This window comes from Hydrogenophaga flava NBRC 102514 (genome assembly GCF_001571145.1).
Classification (GTDB): domain Bacteria; phylum Pseudomonadota; class Gammaproteobacteria; order Burkholderiales; family Burkholderiaceae_C; genus Hydrogenophaga; species Hydrogenophaga flava.
Genome location: NZ_BCTF01000003.1, coordinates 208,806 through 230,423, shown reverse-complemented (window position 1 = coordinate 230,423; position 21,618 = coordinate 208,806). Strand labels below are relative to the sequence as shown.

Genomic DNA, 21,618 nt, shown 5'->3' with positions numbered 1-21,618 from the left:
ATGTCAGGGTATACACTGAATTTTTGACCTTCCCGGTGCGACCCATGACCTCACAGATGTTCAACCGCTTGGGATGCCTCCTGCTGGGGGCGGTGCTGCTGACGGCCTGCGACCAGCGCGCCATCAGCGAACTGGAGGAGGGTGTCTCGACCGAGGCCGATGTGCGCGAGAAGTTCGGGGCGCCCGAGGCGGTTTGGGACGGGCCGGATGGCGCCCAGATCTACGAATACAACCGCCAGCCCGAGGGCTACCAGAACTACCAGATCACCATCGGCCCGGACGGCAAGATGGCGGCCCTGCGGCAGGTGCTCAACCCGGGGACCTTCGCCGAGATCCGGCCTGGCATGGCCATGGAAGACGTGCGCAAGCTGCTGGGCAAACCGATGAAGGTGACCGAGTACGCCCTCAAGAAGGAGGTCCACTACGACTGGCGATGGCGTGACGGACCGAACGAAAGTGACAGCCAGCTGTTCACCGTCATCTTCAGCCCGGACCTGCGTGTGATCTCGACTTTGTCGGTGCGAGACCCCGAACTGGACCGGGCCCGCTGAGAAGGTCCCGGCGTTTCAGCCGGCGCGCAGGTGCTGCCAGTCGTCCAGCAGGGGGCGCAGCACCAGCAGCAGCAGTGCAAGTGCCAGCGGCAGGGTGCTGATGTAGCCCAGGTGCTTGAAGCCCAGGGCGCCTGCAATACCGCCAATCAGGAAGCTGAGGACCAGCTGGGCATGCACCCGCAGGCGCTCGCGGTCGGCCCGCACCGGTTGCATGTCCGGGTGGCGGTTCACGTAGAGCAGCTTGCCCAGTTCGATACCCAGGTCGGTGACCAGTCCGGTCACATGGGTGGTGCGGATGCGGGCCTGCGAAATCTTGGTGATGACCGCGTTCTGCAGGCCCATGATGTAGCAGAGCAGCACCACGGTGACCGGCAGGAACACGGTGTGCCACAGGCTCATGACGGCGCCGAACAGGCCGAACACCAGCAACAGCACGGCTTCCAGCAGCAGCGGCAGACCGTAGGCGCTGCGCAGCTGCAGGCGCATGCCCCAGTTGACGATCCAGGCGGTGCTCATGGCGCCCAGCATGAAGGCGAGCACCGAGACCAGTCCTGCACCCACCAGTACGAACTGCCCGAGCACCAGGTTGTCGGCCAGCGCCGAGAGCATGCCCGTCATGTGCGAGGTGTACTGGCCCACGGCCAGGAAGCCGCCCGCGTTGGCGGCGCCGGCCACGAAGGCCAGCACCGTGCCCAGCTTCAGGTCGGCCTGCGGCGTGCGCTGCAGGGCGGTGAAGCCTCGGATGGGGGCGAACACGTGCGGTGGCCGGTCAGTGGATGCGCATGCCTGGCTGGGCGCCCGGCCAGGGCTGCAGCACGTGGATGCCGGGCTGTGCCTTCTCGTCGGCGTGGCTGGCGGCCAGCACCATGCCTTCGCTGACGCCGAACTTCATCTTGCGCGGTGCCAGGTTGGCCACCATCACGGTCAGCTTGCCTTCGAGGTCCTCGGGCTTGTACATGCTGGCGATGCCGCTGAAGACGTTGCGCGTCCGGCCTTCGCCCACGTCCAGCGTCAGGCGCAGCAGCTTGGTCGAGCCTTCCACCGCCTCGCACTTGACGATCTGCGCGATGCGCAGGTCGACTTTGGCGAAGTCGTCGATGGAGATGGTGGGCGCGATCTCTTCGCCGCCGGGCACGGTCTTGGGTTCTTCGGGCACCGGCGGCGGTTCGAACAGGGCGTCCAGTTGCTTGACGTCCACGCGCTGCATCAGGTGCTGGTAGGGCTGGATGGCCGCGACGTCGGCGGCGTTGTGCCAGTCCTTCAGGTCGGCACCGGTGAGCGCCTGCACCTTGCCGGCGAGTTCGGGGAGAACGGGCGCGAGGTAGCGGGCCAGGACGGTGAAGGCATTGACCAGCACCGAGCAGACCTGCTGCAGGCGCGCGTCGTTGGCGGCGTCCTTGGCCAGGTCCCAGGGCTTGTGCTGGTCCACGTAGGCGTTGACGCGGTCGGCCAGTGCCATGATGACCCGCATTGCCTTCCCATACTCACGGGTGTCGTAGAACTCCGCGATCTCGGTCGCAGCGCCTCGGATTGCCGCCAGCAGCTCAATGCTTTGCGCATCGCTGGCCGACGATAGCTGGCCACCGAAGCGCTTGGTGATGAAGCCGGCCGAGCGCGAGACGATGTTGACGAACTTGCCGACCAGGTCGCTGTTGACCCGCAGCATGAAGTCTTCGGCGTTGAAGTCCACGTCCTCGTTCTTGCCCGAGAGCTTGGCCGCCAGGTAGTAGCGCAGCCACTCGGGGTTCATGCCCAGTTCCAGGTACTTCAGCGGCGACAGGCCGGTCCCCCGGCTCTTGCTCATCTTCTCGCCGTTGTTGATGGTCAGGAAGCCGTGCACGAAGACCGCGTTGGGCACCTTGCGGCCGCTGAAGTGCAGCATCGCCGGCCAGAACAGCGTGTGGAAGGTGATGATGTCCTTGCCGATGAAGTGGTACTGCTCGGTGGACGGGTCGCCCATGAAGGCATCGAAGTCGCGGCCCGTCTTGCCGAAGTAGTTTTTCAGCGAGGCCAGGTAGCCGATCGGGGCGTCCAGCCACACATAGAAATACTTGCCCGGCGCGTCCGGGATCTGAATGCCGAAGTAGGGCGCGTCGCGGCTGATGTCCCAGTCGCCCATCTTGGGCTTGCCGTCCTCGCCCGGGGCGATCCACTCGGTGATCTTGTTGAGCACCTCGGGCTGCACGGCACCGCTGGTGGTCCAGCCCTTGAGGAAGTCCAGGCAGCGCGGGTCGGAGAGCTTGAAGAAGAAGTGGTCCGAGTGCTTGAGCACCGGCGTGGCACCCGACAGGGCCGAGTACGGGTTCTTCAGCTCGGTGGGTGCATAGACCGCGCCGCAGACCTCGCAGTTGTCGCCGTACTGGTCCTTGGCGCCGCACTTGGGGCATTCGCCCTTGATGAAGCGGTCGGGCAGGAACATGGCCTTCTCGGGGTCGAAGAACTGCTCGATGGTGCGGGTCTCGATCAGGTCATTGGCCTTGAGGGCGCGGTACACGTCCTGTGCCAGTTCGTGGTTCTCCGGGCCGTCGGTGCTGTGCCAGTTGTCGAAGCCGATGTGGAAGCCGTTGAGGTACTGCTGCCGTCCTGTGGCGATGTCGGCCACGAACTGCTGCGGCGTCTTGCCGGCCTTCTCGGCCGCGATCATGATGGGCGCGCCGTGCGCGTCGTCGGCGCAGACGAAGTGCACCTCGTGGCCCTGCATGCGCTGGAACCGCACCCAGATGTCGGCCTGGATGTATTCCATGATGTGGCCGATGTGGAAGTGGCCGTTGGCGTAGGGCAGGGCGGTGGTGACGAACAGGCGGCGCTGGCTCATGTCAGAAGGCTTTCATTCGGGGGAACCCGCAATTTTAGGCGGGGCATGCCGGGGCCGTTAGACTTCGGTGAGATTCTTCATCCCCCCACCCCCGTACCCCGGAGAGCCCGTTTCATGGCCGTCGATACCCAAGCGCTCCTTGCCGCCCTGCAGGCGGTGACCGATCCCAACACCGGCAAGGACTTCGTGTCCACCAAGGCCCTGAAGAACCTGCAGTCCGATGGCGGCGACGTGTCCTTCGATGTGGAGCTGGGCTATCCCGCCAAGAGCCAGATCCCGGCGCTGCGCCGCGGCCTGATCGAGGCCGCCAAGAGCGTGCCGGGCGTGGAGAACGTGTCGGTCAACCTCACGGTCAAGATCATTCCGCATGCGGTGCAGCGCGGCGTGCAGCTGCTGCCCAACGTCAAGAACATCATCGCCGTGGCCTCCGGCAAGGGCGGCGTGGGCAAGAGCACCACCACCGTCAACCTGGCGCTGGCGCTGGCCGCCGAGGGCGCAAAGGTCGGCATCCTGGACGCCGACATCTACGGCCCCAGCCAGCCCATGATGATGGGCCTCGAAGGCCGCCCCGAAAGTGTGGATGGCCAGACCATGGAGCCGCTGGAGAACTACGGCGTGCAGGTGATTTCCATCGGTTTCCTGGTGGACAAGGACGAGGCCATGATCTGGCGCGGCCCGATGGCCACGCAGGCGCTGGAGCAGCTGCTGCGCCAGACCAACTGGAAGGATCTGGACTACCTGATCGTCGACATGCCGCCGGGCACCGGCGACATCCAGCTCACGCTGTCGCAGCGCGTGCCCATGACCGGCGCGGTGATCGTGACCACGCCGCAGGACATCGCCCTGCTGGACGCACGCAAGGGCATCAAGATGTTCGAGAAGGTGGGTGTGCCCATCCTGGGCATCGTCGAGAACATGGCGGTCTACTGCTGCCCGAACTGCGGCCACACCGAGCACATCTTCGGCGCCGAAGGCGGCAAGAAGATGGCGGCCGAATACGGCATGGACTTCCTGGGCGAGCTGCCGCTGAACATGAGCATCCGCGTGCAGGCCGACAGCGGCCGGCCCACGGTGGTGGCCGACCCCGAGGGGGAGATCGCCGGCATCTACAAGACGGTGGCGCGCCAGGTGGCGATCAAGATCGCGGCCAAGGCCAAGGACTTCTCCAGCAAGTTCCCGACCATCAAGATCTCCAAGGACACCTGAGTCCGGCAGGCGGCCCGCTGGCGGCCGCCTTGCTCAGTCAATACCGCAACTGTCCCTGGCCATCGATGATGGCCAGTTCCACATAGTCCGAACCGTTGTGGGACTTGGACGAGTACTTGGCGGTGAAGCGGCCGAACGCGATTTCACCGGCGCTCTCCAGGGTGCGCGTGAACGACGCAGTGCTCAGGTCCCGGCCGGTGCGCCGCAGGCCCTCCACCAGCAGCCGCGCGTGCACGAAACCTTCGAACTGCGACGCGGACGGCGCGGCGTCGGGGCTCTTCTCCTTGAGCAGCTTCAGGTACTCCGCCACCACCGGAATGGTGGTGTTGCGCAGCGACGGCATGATCTGCGCCAGGATGATGCCGCGGGCCTTGTCCTTGAGCTCCCGGTTGATCACGTCCAGGCTGGCAACCGAATAGCCGTAGTAGGTGGGGCGCGCCGTCGTGGCGCTGACGGCCTTGACGTAGTTGGGGAAGGTCAGGCCCGCGGTGCCCACGATCACGGCCTGCGGGTTGGCCTGCGCGGTGGCCGTGGCGGCGGCGGCAAAGTCCGGCGCCGCCGGGTCTACCTTGATCTCGGCCGCCAGCGGCAGGTTCAGCGCGGCGGAGGCTTTCTTGACCTCGCTCAGCAGCGTCTTGCCCAGGCCGTCGTCCTGGTAGAAGAAGGCCACGCGGGTCACGCCGATCTGCTTGAGCTGGGAAAAGATGCGCTCGGTTTCGTTGGCGTAGCCCGCGCGCACGTGGAACAGGTGCGGATTGACACCCTCGCGCATCGACGACGCGCCGGTGACCGGTCCGAAGAGGATGGTGCCGGTCTCCTTGAGCACGGGCAGCACGGCGGCAGTCTGCGCGGTGCCCGTGCTGTTGAACAGCATGAACACCTTCTGCTCCGTGACCAGCTTGCGTGTGTTCTCGACGGCGCGCTTCGGGTCGAAGCCGTCATCCAGTGTGGTGAAGCTGATCTTGCGGCCGTGCACGCCGCCTGCGGCGTTCACCGAGTCGAACATCAGCCGTGCACCCTCGCCGTATTGCAGAGTCTGTGGCCCGAGGGGGCCCGAGAGCACCTGTGAGGCGCCCAGCCTGATTTCGGTGGGTGTGACGCCCTCGTCTCCTGCATGCGCGGCCATTGCCAGCATCCACGCACACACCCCCAGCCATTTGCGAACCATCTGAACCCCTGTGTTTGTCTCCAGAAGCCGACGAGTTTCGTTATGAACTGAAATCAGATCAAGCGCGCGGCGCCCGGGTTTACCCGGGGCCGGTGTCTCTGGGCGGACAGGCGGTTTCGGTCGGCGATTCAGCGGTGCACGAACAGGCGCTGGTTTTCCAGTTCGCGCAGCTTGAAGCGCTGGATCTTGCCGGTGGCGGTCTTGGGCAGCTCGCTCACGAACTCGATGAAACGCGGGTACTTGTACGGTGCCAGCTTTTCTTTCACGAAGGCCTGCAGCTCGGCCTCGGTGGCCTGCTGGCCGGGCTTGAGCACCACGAAGGCCTTGGTCTTGGTCAGGCCCTCGTCGTCGTTCTTGCCGATCACCGCGGCTTCGAGCACGGCGCTGTGCTGCACCAGCGTGGCCTCCACCTCGAAGGGGCTGACGTAGATGCCGCTGACCTTGAGCATGTCGTCGTTGCGACCGGCGTAGGTGTAGTAGCCGTCGGGGTCTCGCAGGTACTTGTCGCCGCTCTTGGTCCAGGGGCCCTGGAAGGTGTCGCGCGACTTGCCCCGGTTGTTCCAGTACATCAACGCGGCGCTCGGCCCTTGTATGTAGAGGTCGCCGATCTGGTTGTGGCTGGTGATGACGCTGCCGTCCTCGTCGCACAGTTGCACCTCGTAGCCGGGCACCGCCTTGCCGGTGGTGCCGTAGCGCACGTCGCCGGGGCGGTTGGAGAGGAAGATGTGCAGCATCTCGGTGCTGCCGATGCCGTCGATGATTTCGCAGCCGAAGTGCGCTGTCCAGCGCTCGCCGATGTCGCGCGGCAGTGCTTCGCCGGCCGAAGAGCACAGGCGCAGCGACACCGCGCTCTTCGGCGGCAGGTCGGGCGCGGCCAGCATGCCGCCGTAGCCGGTGGGCGCGCCATAGAACACCGTGGGCTGGTGCTCGGTCATGCGCCTGAAGCAGGCCTGTGGCGTTGGCCGTTCGGCCATCAGCACCACGCTGGCACCGACCGACAGCGGGAACGACAGCGCGTTGCCCAGGCCGTAGGCGAAGAACAGCTTGGCGGCCGAGAACACCACATCGCTCTCCTGCAGGCGCAGCACGCCCTTGCCGTAGAGCTCTGCCGTCCAGTAGAGGTTGGCCTGGGTGTGCACCGTGCCCTTGGGCGCGCCGGTGGAGCCGCTGGAGTAAAGCCAGAACGCGGGTTCGTCGCCGTGGGTGTCGGCGCCGGTGCCCGGTGTGGCGGCGGCGACCAGAGCCGCCCAGTCGTGTGCACCCTCAGGCAGCGGCTCCTTGCTGCGCGAGACGATCAGCTGCTTCGCCTCGTTCGGCTGGCCGTCCATCGCGGTCTGCAGCGTGGGCAGCAGCAGGCCCGACACCAGTACCGCCTGGGCGCGGCTGTCGGCCAGCATGTAGGCGTAGTCCTTGGCGGTCAGCAGGGTGTTCACGCAGACCGGCACCACGCCCGCGTGCAGCGCACCCAGAAAGCTCACCACCCAGTCGCTGCAGTCGTGCATCAGCAGCAGCACGCGGTCCTCGCGGCGCAGACCCAGGGCGGTCAGCGCGGCCGAACAGCGCTGCACCTGGTCGGCCAGCTGGCCGTACGTCAGCTGGCCGGCGTCGTCGATCAGCGCCGTCTTGTCCGCGCGGCTGGCGTTGGTCTCGATCAGGTGGCGGGCAAAGTTGAAACGCTCGGGCGGCGGCGCGGTGTCTTTCTGGCTCATGGCTTGTCTCCTGTCGTGCGTCTCTGGCGGACTTCAGTATTTGAGGGTGGTCGCGGTGGCGGCCAGGGCGTCGAGCGCCGCGCTGCTGGCCTGTACGGCCGTGCGGCGGTGGTAGAAGCCCAGTGCGCGCAGGCCGCCCAGCTCTTCGCCGCCGCCCGCGCGGCCCGGGCCGCCGTGCAGGCTCATGGGCATCACGTTGCCGTGACCGGTCTGGCTGGCGGCCACGTCGGGGCTGATGGCGTGCACGCGGCCGTGGCTGTCGGCCAGTTCGGCGGCGGCGCGGGCGATGAAGGCCGGGTCTTCGCTGTAGATGGAGGCCACCAGCGAGCCCTCACCGCGGCGGACCAGGTCCCAGGCCTCGTCTTCGTCCTCGTAGGCCATCAGGGTGGCGACCGGGCCGAACACCTCGACCTCGTGCAGCACCTTGGCCTGGCCCGGGTCGCGGTGGCCCAGCAGGGTGGGCGCGACGCAGGCCGAGACCTCGGGGTCGGCGTCGACCAGGGGCACCTCGCTGCCATCGAACAGCACCAGGGCCTCGTGGCACAGCGCCTCGATGCCGTGCAGCACGCTGCGCTTCTGTTCCTGGCTCACCAGCGCGCCCATGCGCACGCTTTCGTCGCGCGGGTTGCCGACGGTGACCTTGGCCAGCTTGGCGGAAATGGCTTCGGCCGCGTCGTCGAAGAGTTCCAGCGGCACGAAGATGCGGCGGATCGCGGTGCACTTCTGGCCGCTCTTGACCGTCATCTCGCGCACCACCTCGCTGACCATCAGCTTGAAGGCCTCGCTTTCGGCCGTGGCGGACGGGTCGAGCAGGGCGCTGTTGAGGCTGTCGGCCTCGATGTTGCAGCGCACCGAGCGCTGGGCCACGGCCGGGTGGCTGCGGATGATGCGCGCCGTCTCGGCCGAGCCGGTGAAGCTGACCACGTCGAAGGGCTGCAGCTGGTCCATCAGGTGGACCGAGGAGCCGCAGACCACCGACAGCGCGCCCTCGGGCAGCACGCCGGCCTTGACCACGTCCTCCACCATGCGCTGGGTCAGCCAGGCGGTGGCCGTGGCGGGCTTGACGATCACCGGCACGCCCGAGAGCAGGGCCGGCGCGGCCTTTTCCCACAGGCCCCAGCTCGGGAAGTTGAAGGCGTTGATGAACAGCGCCACGCCGCGCGTGGGGTTCAGCACGTGCTGGGTCTGGAACACCGGGTCCTTGCCCATGCGGATGCGCTCGCCGTCGAGCAGGCACTTGGCCTCGCCCAGGGCCTCGCCCTGCTTGGCGTAGTAGCCCAGGGTGAAGATGCCGCCGTCGATGTCGACCGCCGAGTCCTTGGTGGTGGTGCCGGAGTTGCGGGTGGCGATGTCGTAGTAGGCGTCGCGATTGGCCTGCAGCACCTTGACCACCTCGCCCAGCATCGCGGCGCGCTGGCCGTAGCTCATGGCGCGCAGCGCGGCGCCACCGTGTTCGCGGGCGAAGGCAAAGCCTTCGTGCAGGTTCAGGCCGGTGTTGTCGACGCGGACCAGGGCCTCGCCGGTCACCGCATCGCGCAGGGTGGTGCCGTGGCCGTGGCCGGTCTGCCAACGGCCGGCAAAGTAGTTCGGAAGCAGGGGGGGGTCGGGTGTGGTCATGGTCGGAAGCTGCAGCGCTTTGCGTTTTTGCCGTGGTCGCGGCGGGGGTTTGACGGTATAACTGCACTATCTTGCGTCCGGTGCAGTATGCAGTAAAGTGCATGTTTGTGGGGGCGCCGCTGGCTGGGGTTTACCCGCAGCCGCCCCCGCCAACAGACGAAAGGCGCCCGCGCCATGACCAGCACCGAGACCCTTGCCCCACCCGCCGCCGCGCCCTCCGACGAGGAAGAGCGCCACCCCTTTCTGGTGGCGCTGGGCGAGCGGGTGCGCAATCTGCGCTCGCGCAAGGGCATGACGCGCAAGGCGGTGGCGATTGCGGCCGACGTGTCCGAGCGGCACCTGGCCAACCTGGAGTACGGCACGGGCAACGCCTCCATCCTGGTGCTGCTGCAGGTGGCGCAGGCGCTGCACTGCTCGCTGGCCGAGCTGATCGGTGATGTGAGCACCTCCTCACCCGAATGGCTGCTGATCCGCGAGCTGCTGCAGGGCCGCAACGAGGCCGACCTGCGCCGCGCGCGGCTGCAGCTGGTGGAGCTGCTGGGCGCCAGCGGCGGGGTCGACACGCAGGGTCGGCTGGCGCGTGTGGCGCTGATCGGCCTGCGCGGCGCGGGCAAGTCCACGCTGGGCCAGCGCCTGGCCGACGACCTGGGTTTTCCGTTCATCGAGCTGAGCCGCGAGATCGAGCAGTTCGCTGGCTGCAGCATCAGCGAGATCCACAACCTCTACGGCGCCAACGCCTACCGCCGCTACGAGCGCCGCGCGCTGGAAGAAGCGATCCAGATCTACCCCGAGGTGGTGATCGCCACGCCCGGTGGCCTGGTGGCCGACTCGGCCAACTTCAACCTGCTGCTGCAGCACTGCACCACCGTCTGGCTGCAGGCGGACCCGTCCGACCACATGGGCCGGGTGGCGGCGCAGGGCGACATGCGGCCCATGGCCGCCAGCCGCGAGGCCATGGAAGACCTCAAGCGCATTCTGGAAGGGCGCGCGGCGTTCTATTCCAAGGCCGACCTGGCCTTCAACACCAGCGCCCAGCCGCTGGAAGAAAGCTTTGCGAAGCTGCGGCGCGAGGTGCGCCAGCTGCTCAAGCTGCCCGCCTGACCCGGGCATTCGGGTAAACACGGAGCGACATGCATTAAACTGCATTTGACTGCGCTGCGATGCATGCACTATTATTCACATCCATCGGATGTCCAGTGCATCCCGACCGGCCACCGCCCAGAACCCAGGAGACCACCATGACCGCCACCGCCAGCGCCCCCCGCGTCGACTACCAGACCGACCCGTCCCGTTACCAGCACATCCGCCTGTCGTTCGACGGCGCCATCGCCACGCTGTCGCTGGCCATCAACGAAGACGCCGGCCTGCGCCCTGGCTACAAGCTCAAGCTCAACAGCTACGACCTGGGCGTGGACATCGAGCTGCACGACGCGCTGCAGCGCATCCGCTTCGAGCACCCCGAAGTCAAGTCGGTGGTGGTCACCAGCCTGAAGGACCGCGTGTTCTGTTCCGGCGCCAACATCTTCATGCTCGGCCTTTCCACCCACGGCTGGAAGGTCAACTTCTGCAAGTTCACCAACGAAACCCGCAACGGCATTGAAGACAGCAGCCAGCACAGTGGCCTGAAGTTCGTCGCCGCGCTCAACGGCGCCTGCGCTGGCGGCGGCTACGAACTGGCCCTGGCCTGCGACGAGATCGTGCTGGTGGACGACCGCAGCAGCTCGGTCAGCCTGCCCGAGGTGCCGCTGCTGGGCGTGCTGCCCGGCACCGGCGGCCTGACCCGCGTGACCGACAAGCGCCATGTGCGCCACGACCTGGCCGACATCTTCTGCACCAGCGTGGAAGGCGTGCGCGGCCAGAAGGCCGTGGACTGGCGCCTGGTGGACGCCATCGCCAAGCCCGCCGTGTTCCAGCAGGCCGTGCGCGAACGCGCCGAGAAGCTGGCCGCAGGCAGCCACCGCGGTGCGGCCGGTGCCAAGCCTGTGGCTCTGACCCCGCTGAACCGCAGCATCGACGGCGACCGCCTGACCTACACGAACGTCACGGTCGAGATCGACCGCGCCAAGCGCACCGCCACCTTCACCGTCAAGGCCCCGCAGGGTGCGCAGCCGACCGACATCGCCGGCATCGAGGCCCTGGGCGCCAACTGGTACGCCCTGCAGATGGTGCGCGAACTGGACGACGCCATCCTGCACATGCGCACCAACGAGCTGGACATCGGCACCTGGCTGCTCAAGACCGAGGGCGACAGCGCCGCGGTGCTGGCCAACGACGCGCTGATGCTGGCGAACAAGGACCACTGGTTCGTCAACGAGACCATCGGCCACCTGCGCCGCACCTTCGCCCGCCTGGATGTGTCCTCGCGCAGCCTGTTCGCCCTGCTGGAGCCGGGCTCGTGCTTCGCCGGCACGCTGGCCGAGCTGGCCTTCTGCGCCGACCGCGCCTACATGCTGGTGCTGCCCGACGAGCCCCAGAAGCAGCCGGTGCTGACCCTGGGCGAGATGAACTTCGGCTACCTGCCGATGGTCAACGACCAGAGCCGCCTGCAGCGCCGCTTCTATGAAGAAACCGCCCCGATGGAAGCCGCGCGTGGCGCCATCGGTCAGGCACTCGACGGGGACGCCGCCTTGAAGCTGGGCCTGGTGACCGCCGCGCCCGACGACATCGACTGGGCCGACGAGATCCGCCTGGCGCTGGAAGAGCGCGCCGCCATGTCGCCCGACGCCCTGACCGGCCTCGAAGCCAACCTGCGTTTCGCGCAGAAGGAAAACATGTTCACCCGCATCTTCGGCCGCCTGACCGCCTGGCAGAACTGGATCTTCCAGCGCCCCAACGCCGTCGGCGAAAAGGGTGCGCTCAAGGTCTATGGCAAGGGCGACAAGGCCCAGTTCGATTTCAACCGCGTCTAAGCCCCACCACCGATCCACCCCACCCGCAGGAGACCAGCATGTCCGGTATCAACTACAGCGAGAAGATCCCCAACAACGTCAACCTCAGCGAAGACCGCACGCTGCAGCGCGCGCTGGAACACTGGCAGCCCAACTACCTGCAGTGGTGGCAGGACATGGGGCCGGATGGCTCGCAGAACTTCGATGTGTACCTGCGCACCGCCGTGAGCGTCGATCCGCAGGGCTGGGCCCAGTTCGGCCACGTGAAGATGCCCGACTACCGCTGGGGCATCTTCCTGAATCCCGCCGAGCAGGACCGCAAGATCCACTTCGGTGACCACATGGGCGAAGCCGCCTGGCAGGACGTGCCCGGCGAACACCGCGCCAACCTGCGCCGCATCATCGTCACGCAGGGCGACACCGAACCGGCGTCCGTCGAGCAGCAACGCCACCTGGGACTGACAGCGCCCAGCCAGTACGACCTGCGCAACCTGTTCCAGGTCAACGTGGAAGAAGGCCGCCACCTCTGGGCCATGGTCTACCTGCTGCACAAGTACTTCGGCAAGGACGGCCGCGAAGAGGCCGAAGCCCTGCTCGAGCGCAACAGCGGCAACGCCGACAACCCGCGCATCCTGCAGGCCTTCAACGAGAAGACGCCCGACTGGCTGAGCTTCTTCATGTTCACCTACTTCACCGACCGCGACGGCAAGTTCCAGCTCTGCGCCCTGGCCGAGAGCAGCTTCGACCCGCTGGCCCGCACCACCAAGTTCATGCTGACCGAAGAGGCGCACCACATGTTCGTGGGCGAGTCGGGCGTGGGCCGTGTGATCCAGCGCACCGTCAACGCGATGAACGAGCTCAAGACCGACGACGTGGGCAAGCTGCGCGCCGCCGGCGTGATCGACCTGCCGACGATCCAGCGCTACATCAACTTCCACTTCTCGGTGACCATCGACCTGTTCGGCGCCGACCAGTCGTCCAATGCCGCCACCTTCTACAGCTCGGGCCTCAAGGGCCGCTACGAAGAAGGCAAACGCACCGACGACCACGTGCTCAAGGGCAACACCTACAAGATCCTGTCGGTGGAAGAGGGCAAGCTGCTGGAGAAAGAAGTGCCCATGCTCAACGCGCTCAACGAAGTGCTGCGCGACGACTACATCAAGGACTCGGTGGGCGGCGTGGAGCGTTGGAACCGCATCATTGAAAAGGCCGGCATCGACTTCCGCCTGAAGGTGCCGCACAAGGCCTTCCACCGCAACATCGGCAGCCTGGCTGGCATCAAGGTCAGCCCCGACGGCCGCGTGGTGACCGACCACGAGTGGAACCAGCGCGTGGAAGAGTGGCTGCCGTCCGACACCGACCGCGCCTACGTCGGCTCGCTGATGGGCCGCGTCGTCGAGCCGGGCAAGTTCGCCAACTGGATCGCGCCCCCGGTCATGGGTATCAACCGCCAGCCGGTGGACTTCGAGTACGTCCGCTTCAACTGAGCGGCCAGAATCTGCCTGGGCTTTCACGCACGCGAGCCCGCGAGCGTAAGCCCGGGTGGCTGGCGCAGTGAGGTAAAGGAGGAGCCGGCCGCAGGCCGGCGGGGGACACGAAGGGAGTCAGCCACCCGGGTTCACGCGGTGCCACCACGAAGTCAACACCAGCAACACAATAGAGCACCACAAGAGCACAGCAACGGAGACCCAAGATGAACGCCCCCCTGGAAGCCGCCGTCATCAAGCAGCACCTGATCGACCCCGAGATCTGCATCCGCTGCAACACCTGCGAATCGATCTGCCCGGTCGGCGCCATCACCCACGACTCGCGCAACTACGTCGTCGACGTCAGCAAGTGCAACTGGTGCAACGACTGCATCTCGCCGTGCCCCACCGGCTCCATCGACAACTACCGCCGCGTGGTGCGTGCCAAGGCTTACTCGCTTGAGGAGCAGCTCGGCTGGGACGAGCTGCCCGCCGAGATCCCGGCCGCGGACCTGGCCGCCGCGGCCGCCGACGCCGGTGAACCTGTGGCCGCCGCAGTCGCCGAGCCCGAGCTGGCCCCCGTTCCCGACCCCAGCGGCCAGACCGCTTTCAACTCCGCCCAGTACGGCGCCACCATCCCGCCGTGGAGCGCCGCCCACGCCTACACCAACCTCTATGGCCCCAAGGCTGCACAGAAGACCGTGACCGCCACCGTGGTCGGCAACCTGCGCGTCACCGCGGTCGGCAAGGACTACGACACCCACCACATCGTGCTGGACTTCGGCCCCATGCCCTTCCCGGTGCTCGAAGGCCAGAGCATCGGCATCGTGCCGCCCGGCGCCGATGCGCAGGGCAAGCCGCACCACGCGCGCCAGTACAGCATCGCCAGCCCGCGCAACGGCGAGCGGCCCGGACACAACAACCTGTCGCTGACCATCAAGCGCGTGCTCGAAGACCATTCGGGCCAGCCGGTGCGCGGGGTGGCCAGCAACTACATGTGCGACCTGCAGGTGGGCGACACGGTGCAGGTGATCGGACCGTTCGGCACCAGCTTCCTGATGCCCAACCACCCGAAGTCCAGCATCGTCATGATCTGCACCGGCACCGGATCGGCCCCCATGCGCGCTATGACCGAGTGGCGCCGCCGGCTGCGCGCCAGCGGCAAGTTCGAGGGCGGCAAGCTGATGCTGTTCTTCGGCGCCCGCACGCAGGAAGAGCTGCCGTACTTCGGCCCGCTGCAGAGCCTGCCCAAAGACTTCATCGACAGCAACTTCGCGTTCAGCCGCACGCCGGGCCAGCCCAAGCGCTATGTGCAGGACGCGATGCGCGAGCGCGCCGCCGACCTGGCGCAGCTGCTGCAGGACCCGAACGCCTGCTTCTATGTCTGCGGCCTCAAGGCGATGGAAGAGGGCGTGGTGCTGGCGCTGCGCGACATCGCCACCGGGGCCGGCTTGAACTGGGACGAGGTCGGCACCGCGCTCAAGCGCGAAGGCCGCCTGCACCTGGAAACCTACTGAGCCTCGGCGGTCACGACCTGGTCCAGCGCCCGCGCCATCACCGGCCGGGTTTCGACCAAGCGCAGCCAGCGCTTGCCCATCAGCTTCTCGCAGCTGCGGCGCGTCATGGTGTGGGTGCGACCGCCCAGGCTGGTGAACATGAACAGGCTGGCTTTCTGGCTGCTCCAGACCAGCTGCGCACGCAGCCATTCGCCGCCGGAGTACAGGTCCACCCAGGTGCCGGTCGTCATGCGCGCGAGCATCAGAGCCGGTTCCACCGCGTCCGCGTTCGCTTCCGCGTCGGTGGCGCCAGCGGCTTCTTCGAACGCTTCGACCACCTCCGCCCCCTCAGAAGCTTCGCTGCTGGTGAGCGGCATGGTCTCACTGAAACCGGCGCTGGCCAGTTCGCGCGCGCCGATCCAGGGCTGATCGCGCGGGGTGGGTTTCTGCTGCTCGGGTGAGGCAGGTGCCAGCAGGGTGGCCAGCGCCTGCTGTTCCGAATCGCTTGCCTCGGGCGTGAGCGCCGTGGTGTGGCCGTCCACCCGGGCGCGGGCGCGCCGCAGGCGCAGCACGGGTTCGTGCAGCTTGAGCAGCGCGTCAAAGAAGGTCCGGGTTTCGTCGGGTGACTGGCCCAGGCTCTCCAGCCCCTGGCGCAGGGTCATCAGCATGCCGGGCACGATCTGGAACAGCTGGCTGGGCTGGCGCAGGGTCACTTGGCTGCGCGTGCTCCACAGCAGGTGGCCGATGACCTTTCGGTAACCAAACGGGTCCGGCCCCTTGCCTGGGTGCTGCAGCTCGGCCGAGGCGATGACCAACGACCACGAGCCGTACAGGAAGTCGAGCACGATGGCGGGCGCGTCGTAGAGGTCGGGCCGGTGGCTGATTTCCCAGGCGATCTGGTCCGCCAGCTCCTGGCGCCGCTCGGCGAAGTTCAGCGCCTGCAACTGCCGCTGCCGGCGCTGCTCCTGGGCCTCGTCGTCGCTCGCCCACTGCGCCTTGAGCTCGTCCAGGGCGGAGGCGAAGGGCTCGGCGTCGACCGACCCGCTGTCGTTGAGCGAACGGACCTGCTCGCGCACCGGTTCGAAGAAGGCCTCGAAGCCGGGCGAGAACTCGTCGTTGTAGCGGAAGCTGCGCTGGGCCACCGCCTCGATCCACAGGCGCGCCGGGTGGTCGTTGCGGCTGAAATAGCGCGGCTCGGCCATGGCCAGGCGCAGCAGCGCCGGCTCCAGGGCCACTACCGCCTCGCGCACCGGCGCCAGCAGCAGCGGATCGCCCGAGACCTGGTTGACCAGCTTGCGCACCACGTCCAGACCGACCGCCTGTGACACCTTGTCGGCCTGGTGCTTGAGTTCCAGCAGGACGCGGGTGCGTTCGTGCGGCGCGGCGTAGTCGCCCCACTGCTCCGCATCCAGCGGCGACGCCACATCGACCGGCCGCGCCGGGCGCTCCACCACGGGCAGGTCGCGGTATCGCGTGCGCTCCTGCTCCAGCTCCTCGGGCGCGGGCTGGGGCAGCCGGGCCAGCAGATCGACGTGGTGCAGTTCCTGGCGCACCTGCTCGAAATACGCGTTGTCCAGCGGGTGGTCGAACACCGCCTGCTCACCCGCCATGAAGGCCTGCAGCACCTCGTGCTGCAGCGGTGTCTGGGTGCGCGCCAGGTCCTTCATGCGCAGCGACATCGGCGGTGCGGGGGCATCCTGCCCCTCCCGGGCAAGGCCCAGCCCGGCCCGCTCGGAGGGCGTGCCTTCTTCCAGCCAGCCGCGCGTGGACAGGTGGGGCGCCGTCTGGGGCGCGCCGTCGGCCACCAGGCGGATGCGGTAGCCCGCCTCCTGCACGCGCGCCTGCTGCAGCATCAGGGCCACCTGGCCATAGAGCTGGCTCAGCTCCTTGGCGAGCGGGGCGACCACCTTCTGCATCCACAGGCTGCGCAACTGCGGGTCGGTCTCGCGCTCGGCCATCAGGTCGCGCAGTGTGCGCACGAACACAGAGGGTCGCAGCGGGTTCTTCTCGGCGTGCACGGTGTCAAGCCCGATGAGCGAGCTCATGCGGGCATCCACCATCGACAGCGACTGTTCGACCACCGGCAGCAGCGCCTGCAGCATGCGGGCCGCCTCCAGCGACTCGTTGATCGAGTTGTCATCCACCAACGCCAGCAGGGACGAGTCGGACATGCGCCCCAGAGACGAGGTGGGCCCGTCGTGGTCACCACGCTGGAAGGCCTGCTGCAGGCGCAGCGGGAACTGGGCGGTCAGCTGGTTGCGCTGGCGTTCCAGGCTGAACCAGGCGCGTGCCAGTAGGGTCCGCTGCGCCACCTCGCGGCTCTGGTTTTCCGCGTCCTGCAGCGCCGCCACCGTCACGTTCAGGCAGCGGCCCAGCAGGGCTGGCGCCTCCCTGAGCACCCGGTCAAAGCACTGATCGAGCAACGACGGGGCTGAAGACATGGCAAGGCGGAGACATATGGGGTTTTGTTGTGCGAAAACTCACGCAGATTACACCGAGGCAGGTCCTCCGTACAGGACGAGCTGGTCATTCACCCTGCAGATACAGCCGTCCATCGCCTTGGCGTACAGTCCGTTGTCCTATGAATGCCGAAGCACAAGTTTCTCCGTCGCCGTCCGGGCGCCCCTGTCTGCCGGTGGACGTGGTGATGCGGCGCGAGCCCGTCATGGGACCGATGGCGCGGTGGCAGCCCTGGCGCTGGGTGCTGGCCGACGTGATGGCGGCCGGGGCCCCCGGCGAGGTACCCGTGGGTGCCCCCGAACCGGTGGCCGGTGCACCGCGCGAGGTCCAGCCGCTGCCGGGTGCGGTGGTGGTGGAGGGCGCGCGCTACTGGCTGTTCACCGGCCTGCGCGCCACCCTGTACCGCGACGACGCTGAAGGCTACTTTCTGAATCTCAACAGCCCGTCGCCGTGTTTCTGGGTGTTCTGGCGCGCCGACGAGGAACGGCTGATTGATGGCGAGTCCATGGCCGTGCCGCAGATTGCCACGCTCAGCTACCACGACGCCGGCCGCTGGCTCGATGCGCAGGAAAAGGTGGACCAGGTGCCCGCCTCGCCCGAGGTGGTCGAGTGGCTGCAGGCCTTTGTGGCCGAGCACCACCACATCGAGCCCAAGCGCCGCAAGCGGCCCGACAGCTTCCAGCCGCTGACCGACCGGTTCGGCCAGCCGGCCCGCGTGAGCACCGACAAAGTGGGCCCGCGCCACAGCGGGGGAGGATCCAGATGATGCTTCGCATCGGCATCAGTGCGCGGCTGCTGCACGAACCCCCGCCGGGGCTCGGCCTGCCGCAGAAGCGCCTGCAGTTCCTTGAGAGCTCCATGGCGCACTGGGTGATGGCCCACGGCGCGATCGCGCTCATGGTGCCGTTCGTGGATGAAAACAGCCCCCACCTGGTCAACCGCGTGCCTGCGAGCGAGGTGGTGGACCTGCTCGACGGTCTGGTGCTGCAGGGTGGTGTCGATGTCTGCCCCGAAACCTACGGTGGCACGCTGCTACAGCCCGAATGGGCGGGCGACCCGGTGCGCGACCGCTACGAGCTGGCCCTGCTGCGCGGCTTCATCGAGGCGCGCAAGCCGGTGCTGGGCATCTGCCGCGGCGCGCAGCTGATCAACGTGTACCACGGTGGCACGCTGCTGCAGGACATTCCTTCGCAACGCCGCAGTCCGGTGCTGCACCAGGACCTGGCTCACTACGACCGGCTGCAGCACGAGGTGCGTTTTGAACCGGGCCTGCTGCTCGACCGGCTGTACGGCTCTGCGGTGCACCGGGTCACCAGCATCCACCACCAGTGTGTGGACCGCCTGGGCGATGGGCTGGTCGTTGAGGCCCGGTGCCCGCAGGACGGTGTGATCGAGGCCATCCGCGCCACCGGGCCGGGCTTCGTGCTCGGCCTGCAATGGCACCCCGAGTTCCACCTGCTGCCCACCGAGGCCCGCCAGGGCCTGATCGACAGCGGTCCGCTGATGGAAGCTTTCCTGCAGGCCACGCGCGAACGGGCGGACCGCCACCGCAATTCCGCATGAGCACCGCCGGCGACGACGGATTCCTCTCGCGCTGGTCGCGCCGCAAGGCGCAGGCCCGCACGGGCGAGCCGTTGCCCGAGCCCGCCGCGCCGGTGGCGCCCTCTGTGCCGTCTGCTGCGGCCGCAGCCCCGCTTGTGCCGCCCGAAGAGGTGGCCGCTGCACCCGCGCCCGAGGCCGCGGAAGCCCCGCCGGCGCCCACGCTGGAAGACACGCAGCACCTCACGCCGGCCTCCGATTTCCGCCGCTTCGTGGCCAAGGACGTACCGCCCGAAGTGCGCAACGCCGCCGTCAAGAAACTGTTCGCCGATCCGCACTTCAACGTGATGGACGGGCTGGACATCTACATCGACGACTACACCAAGACCGAACCCATCCCCGCCGCGATGATGGCCCAGATGGTCAGCGCCCAGTTCCTGAAACTGGTCGACGACCCCGAAGAGCAGCAAGCCAAAAAGGCCGAGAGCGCCGCCAGCGAAGCGACGCCCAGCGCCAGCGCCGAGCCCTTGCCGGCCCCCCAAGACACCCGCGCGCCAGACGCGGCAGCCCCACAAGAGACCCACGATGACCACGCTGATCTGCAACTGCAACCAGACCATGCCCCTGGACCCGAAGGCCCTGGGCCGGGCTCTGGATGAAGACCTGAGCCTGCACACCACGCTGTGTCGGCGCGAGGCGCCCGCCTTCCAGAAGGCCTGCCGCAGCCGCGACGACCTGGTAGTGGCCTGCACGCAGGAGAGCCGGCTGTTCAGTGAGCTCTCGACCCAGACCGAAGGCGCGGTGGACCTGGACGTGCGGCCGATCCGCTTCGTCAACATCCGCGAAACCGGCGGCTGGGGCCGCGAGGCACCGCAGGCCACGCCGAAGATGGCGGCCCTGCTGGCCGCCGCGCGCCTGCCCGATGCCGAGCCCGTGCCCACCGTCACCTACAACAGCGAAGGCCGCCTGCTGATCATCGGCCCGCTGGAGCGCGCCGAGGCCATGGCCGCGCTGGTCAGCGACGCGCTGGACGTGACCCTGCTGCCCACTGGCGGCAGCGGGCAGCAGGCGCGCCTGTACCCGGTGCTCGCCGGCCAGCTGCACCGCCTGCAGGGCTGGCTGGGTGCATTCGCCGTGACGGTGAACACCAGCAACCCGATCGACCTGGACCTCTGCACCCGCTGCAACGCCTGCGTGGCCGCCTGCCCCGAAGGCGCCATCGGCCTCGACTACCAGGTGGACCTGTCGCTCTGCAAATCGCACCGCGCCTGCGTCAAGGCGTGCGAGGCGGTCGGCGCTATCAACTTCCAGCGCGACACGCAGGAACGCGAAGAGAGCTTCGACCTCGTGCTCGACCTGCGCGACGCGCCCGGCTTCACCCAGCACGCGTTGCCACAGGGCTATGTGCACCTGCCGCCCACGGCCGATGCCCTGGCCCAGGTGCGCGCCGTCACCCAGCTGCGCGATCTGGTCGGTGAATTCGAGAAACCGAGGTTTTTCACCTACAAGCAGAAGGTCTGCGCCCACGGCCGCAACCAGAGCGTGGGCTGCAACGCCTGCGTGGACGTCTGCTCGGCCTCGGCCATCAGCAGCGACCTCAAGCGCAACCAGATCGTCGTCAACCCCAACCTCTGCGTCGGCTGCGGCACCTGCACCACCGTCTGCCCCACCGGCGCCCTGAGCTATGCCTACCCGCGCGCCAGCGAGCAGGGCGTGAAGCTGCGCACCCTGCTGGCCACCTACGCCAAGGCCGGTGGCCAGGACGCGGCCCTGCTGCTGCACAGCCAGGAAGCGGGCGCCGCCCTGGTCAACGACCTCGGACGTTTGGCGCAGCTGGACAAGAGTGTGCGCGGCGTGCCCGCCCGCGTCATCCCGCTGCCGCTGTGGCATACATCCTCCACCGGCATCGACCTCTGGCTCACCGCGTTTGCCTACGGCGCGCGCCAGGTCTGGGTGCTGATGACCGGCGAAGAAGCGCCGCAGTACCACGAGGCCCTGCGCGAGCAGATGGCCGTGGCCGAATCCATCGTGCAGGCGCTGGGCTACAGCGGCCGCCACTTCAAGCTGATCGAGGTGCGCGACGCGCGCGACCTGCCGCTGCTCGATGCCGAGCTGGGCGAGGCGCCGGCGCAAGGCGTCACCAAGGCGGCCAGCTTTGCGGTGCAGCCCGAAAAGCGCGCCACGCTGGACCTCGCGCTGGACCACCTGCTGCAGGACAGCGCCAGCCGCGCGAACCGCACGAAAGAAGCCGCCATTGCGCTGCCCGCAGCATCACCTTTCGGCAGCCTCAACATCAACCGCGACGCCTGCACCCTGTGCCTGAGCTGCGTCAGCGCCTGCCCGGCCAGCGCCCTGCAGGACAACGCCGAGCGCCCCCAGCTGCGCTTCATCGAGAAGAACTGTGTGCAGTGCGGCCTGTGTGCCACCACCTGCCCTGAAAACGCCATCACCCTGCAGCCGCGCCTGCTGCTCAGCGACGAACGCCGCCAGCCGCGCGTGCTCAACGAAGCGCAGCCCTACCAGTGCATCCGCTGCAGCAAACCCTTTGGCACGCTCAAGGGCATCGAGGTCATGCTCGCCAAGCTCAGCGGCCACGCCATGTTCCAGGGCGAAGCGCTGGAACGCCTGAAGATGTGCGGCGACTGCCGTGTGGTGGACATCTATTCGAACCCGGGCGAGTCCCGCATCTCCGATCTGTGAACG

Annotated in this window: 16 protein-coding genes; 10 read left to right on the top strand and 6 right to left on the bottom strand. The window is 67.7% G+C overall.

All coding sequences use genetic code 11. The features are described 5' to 3' along the window. Positions 1-44: 44 nt before the first annotated feature. Positions 45-551, top strand: coding sequence for an outer membrane protein assembly factor BamE domain-containing protein (gene bamE, locus HFL01S_RS04430; protein ID WP_066255235.1), 507 nt, complete (start codon positions 45-47; stop codon positions 549-551). Between the two features lie 15 nt (positions 552-566). On the opposite strand, the gene HFL01S_RS04425 is transcribed toward bamE, so the two are convergent. Both HFL01S_RS04425 and metG read right to left on the bottom strand, forming a co-directional pair. After that, a complete protein-coding gene (locus tag HFL01S_RS04425; protein WP_066255233.1) occupies positions 567-1,307 on the bottom strand; it encodes a YoaK family protein in 741 nt (246 codons plus the stop codon). A gap of 13 nt (positions 1,308-1,320) precedes the next feature. Continuing rightward, positions 1,321-3,366: a methionine--tRNA ligase gene (gene metG / locus HFL01S_RS04420; protein ID WP_066255229.1), complete on the bottom strand. Its 2,046-nt coding sequence runs from the start codon at positions 3,364-3,366 to the stop codon at positions 1,321-1,323. Positions 3,367-3,480: 114 nt separating this feature from the next. Between metG and apbC the strand changes: the two genes are divergently transcribed. After that, entirely contained in the window at positions 3,481-4,572 is a 1,092-nt protein-coding gene (gene apbC, locus HFL01S_RS04415) for an iron-sulfur cluster carrier protein ApbC (RefSeq protein WP_066255225.1), read from the top strand. A 37-nt stretch (positions 4,573-4,609) separates the two neighbouring features. Here apbC and HFL01S_RS04410 read toward each other — a convergent pair whose 3' ends face one another. The 3 genes from HFL01S_RS04410 to HFL01S_RS04400 all read right to left on the bottom strand — a co-directional run bounded on the left by HFL01S_RS04410 (position 4,610) and on the right by HFL01S_RS04400 (position 9,066). After that, positions 4,610-5,698: an ABC transporter substrate-binding protein gene (locus HFL01S_RS04410; protein ID WP_245644730.1), complete on the bottom strand. Its 1,089-nt coding sequence runs from the start codon at positions 5,696-5,698 to the stop codon at positions 4,610-4,612. A gap of 170 nt (positions 5,699-5,868) precedes the next feature. Next, positions 5,869-7,449, bottom strand: a complete 1,581-nt coding sequence (locus HFL01S_RS04405; RefSeq protein WP_066255219.1) for a benzoate-CoA ligase family protein — start codon at positions 7,447-7,449, stop codon at positions 5,869-5,871. A 33-nt stretch (positions 7,450-7,482) separates the two neighbouring features. Beyond that, complete coding sequence (locus tag HFL01S_RS04400; protein ID WP_066255216.1) at positions 7,483-9,066, bottom strand: 3,4-dehydroadipyl-CoA semialdehyde dehydrogenase; 1,584 nt, start codon at positions 9,064-9,066, stop codon at positions 7,483-7,485. A 174-nt stretch (positions 9,067-9,240) separates the two neighbouring features. On the opposite strand from HFL01S_RS04400, the gene HFL01S_RS04395 reads away from it, so the two are divergent. From HFL01S_RS04395 to boxA, 4 genes are all read left to right on the top strand, one after another. After that, positions 9,241-10,167: a helix-turn-helix transcriptional regulator gene (locus tag HFL01S_RS04395; protein WP_066255215.1), complete on the top strand. Its 927-nt coding sequence runs from the start codon at positions 9,241-9,243 to the stop codon at positions 10,165-10,167. Positions 10,168-10,304: 137 nt separating this feature from the next. Further along, entirely contained in the window at positions 10,305-11,975 is a 1,671-nt protein-coding gene (boxC, locus tag HFL01S_RS04390) for a 2,3-epoxybenzoyl-CoA dihydrolase (RefSeq protein WP_066255211.1), read from the top strand. Between the two features lie 38 nt (positions 11,976-12,013). Beyond that, complete coding sequence (gene boxB, locus HFL01S_RS04385; protein ID WP_066255209.1) at positions 12,014-13,441, top strand: benzoyl-CoA 2,3-epoxidase subunit BoxB; 1,428 nt, start codon at positions 12,014-12,016, stop codon at positions 13,439-13,441. 206 nt (positions 13,442-13,647) lie between these two features. Next, positions 13,648-14,937 carry a benzoyl-CoA 2,3-epoxidase subunit BoxA gene (boxA, locus tag HFL01S_RS04380; protein ID WP_066255206.1) on the top strand — a complete coding sequence of 430 codons (1,290 nt, stop codon included), beginning with the start codon at positions 13,648-13,650 and terminating at the stop codon, positions 14,935-14,937. Here the strand turns inward: boxA and HFL01S_RS04375 are convergent. Then, on the bottom strand, positions 14,931-17,357 hold the full coding sequence (locus HFL01S_RS04375; protein ID WP_084383083.1) for a DUF1631 family protein: 2,427 nt from the start codon (positions 17,355-17,357) through the stop codon (positions 14,931-14,933). The genes boxA and HFL01S_RS04375 overlap by 7 nt on opposite strands. Before the next feature lie 140 nt (positions 17,358-17,497). Between HFL01S_RS04375 and HFL01S_RS04370 the strand changes: the two genes are divergently transcribed. From HFL01S_RS04370 to HFL01S_RS04355, 4 genes are read left to right on the top strand one after another with little or no spacing between them, the layout of a single operon-like run. Further along, a complete protein-coding gene (locus tag HFL01S_RS04370) occupies positions 17,498-18,142 on the top strand; it encodes a DUF3305 domain-containing protein (protein ID WP_066255200.1) in 645 nt (214 codons plus the stop codon). Beyond that, on the top strand, positions 18,139-18,939 hold the full coding sequence (locus HFL01S_RS04365) for a gamma-glutamyl-gamma-aminobutyrate hydrolase family protein (protein ID WP_066255198.1): 801 nt from the start codon (positions 18,139-18,141) through the stop codon (positions 18,937-18,939). The genes HFL01S_RS04370 and HFL01S_RS04365 overlap by 4 nt, the downstream gene beginning before the upstream one ends. Continuing rightward, positions 18,936-19,574, top strand: a complete 639-nt coding sequence (locus HFL01S_RS04360) for a DUF3306 domain-containing protein (RefSeq protein ID WP_066255192.1) — start codon at positions 18,936-18,938, stop codon at positions 19,572-19,574. The genes HFL01S_RS04365 and HFL01S_RS04360 overlap by 4 nt, the downstream gene beginning before the upstream one ends. Beyond that, positions 19,534-21,615: a 4Fe-4S binding protein gene (locus tag HFL01S_RS04355; RefSeq protein WP_066255482.1), complete on the top strand. Its 2,082-nt coding sequence runs from the start codon at positions 19,534-19,536 to the stop codon at positions 21,613-21,615. Before HFL01S_RS04360 ends, HFL01S_RS04355 begins: the two co-directional genes overlap by 41 nt. Positions 21,616-21,618 lie beyond the last annotated feature (3 nt).

Bases quoted from the DNA above. Each gene is read 5' to 3' on its own strand.
- bamE (WP_066255235.1), top strand. From the start codon at position 45: ATGACCTCACAGATGTTCAACCGCTTGGGATGCCTCCTGCTGGGGGCG.
- metG (WP_066255229.1), bottom strand. From the start codon at position 3,366: ATGAGCCAGCGCCGCCTGTTCGTCACCACCGCCCTGCCCTACGCCAAC.
- apbC (WP_066255225.1), top strand. From the start codon at position 3,481: ATGGCCGTCGATACCCAAGCGCTCCTTGCCGCCCTGCAGGCGGTGACC.
- HFL01S_RS04410 (WP_245644730.1), bottom strand. From the start codon at position 5,698: ATGGCCGCGCATGCAGGAGACGAGGGCGTCACACCCACCGAAATCAGG.
- HFL01S_RS04405 (WP_066255219.1), bottom strand. From the start codon at position 7,449: ATGAGCCAGAAAGACACCGCGCCGCCGCCCGAGCGTTTCAACTTTGCC.
- HFL01S_RS04400 (WP_066255216.1), bottom strand. From the start codon at position 9,066: ATGACCACACCCGACCCCCCCCTGCTTCCGAACTACTTTGCCGGCCGT.
- HFL01S_RS04395 (WP_066255215.1), top strand. From the start codon at position 9,241: ATGACCAGCACCGAGACCCTTGCCCCACCCGCCGCCGCGCCCTCCGAC.
- boxC (WP_066255211.1), top strand. From the start codon at position 10,305: ATGACCGCCACCGCCAGCGCCCCCCGCGTCGACTACCAGACCGACCCG.
- boxB (WP_066255209.1), top strand. From the start codon at position 12,014: ATGTCCGGTATCAACTACAGCGAGAAGATCCCCAACAACGTCAACCTC.
- boxA (WP_066255206.1), top strand. From the start codon at position 13,648: ATGAACGCCCCCCTGGAAGCCGCCGTCATCAAGCAGCACCTGATCGAC.
- HFL01S_RS04375 (WP_084383083.1), bottom strand. From the start codon at position 17,357: ATGTCTTCAGCCCCGTCGTTGCTCGATCAGTGCTTTGACCGGGTGCTC.
- HFL01S_RS04370 (WP_066255200.1), top strand. From the start codon at position 17,498: ATGAATGCCGAAGCACAAGTTTCTCCGTCGCCGTCCGGGCGCCCCTGT.
- HFL01S_RS04365 (WP_066255198.1), top strand. From the start codon at position 18,139: ATGATGCTTCGCATCGGCATCAGTGCGCGGCTGCTGCACGAACCCCCG.
- HFL01S_RS04360 (WP_066255192.1), top strand. From the start codon at position 18,936: ATGAGCACCGCCGGCGACGACGGATTCCTCTCGCGCTGGTCGCGCCGC.
- HFL01S_RS04355 (WP_066255482.1), top strand. From the start codon at position 19,534: ATGCCCCTGGACCCGAAGGCCCTGGGCCGGGCTCTGGATGAAGACCTG.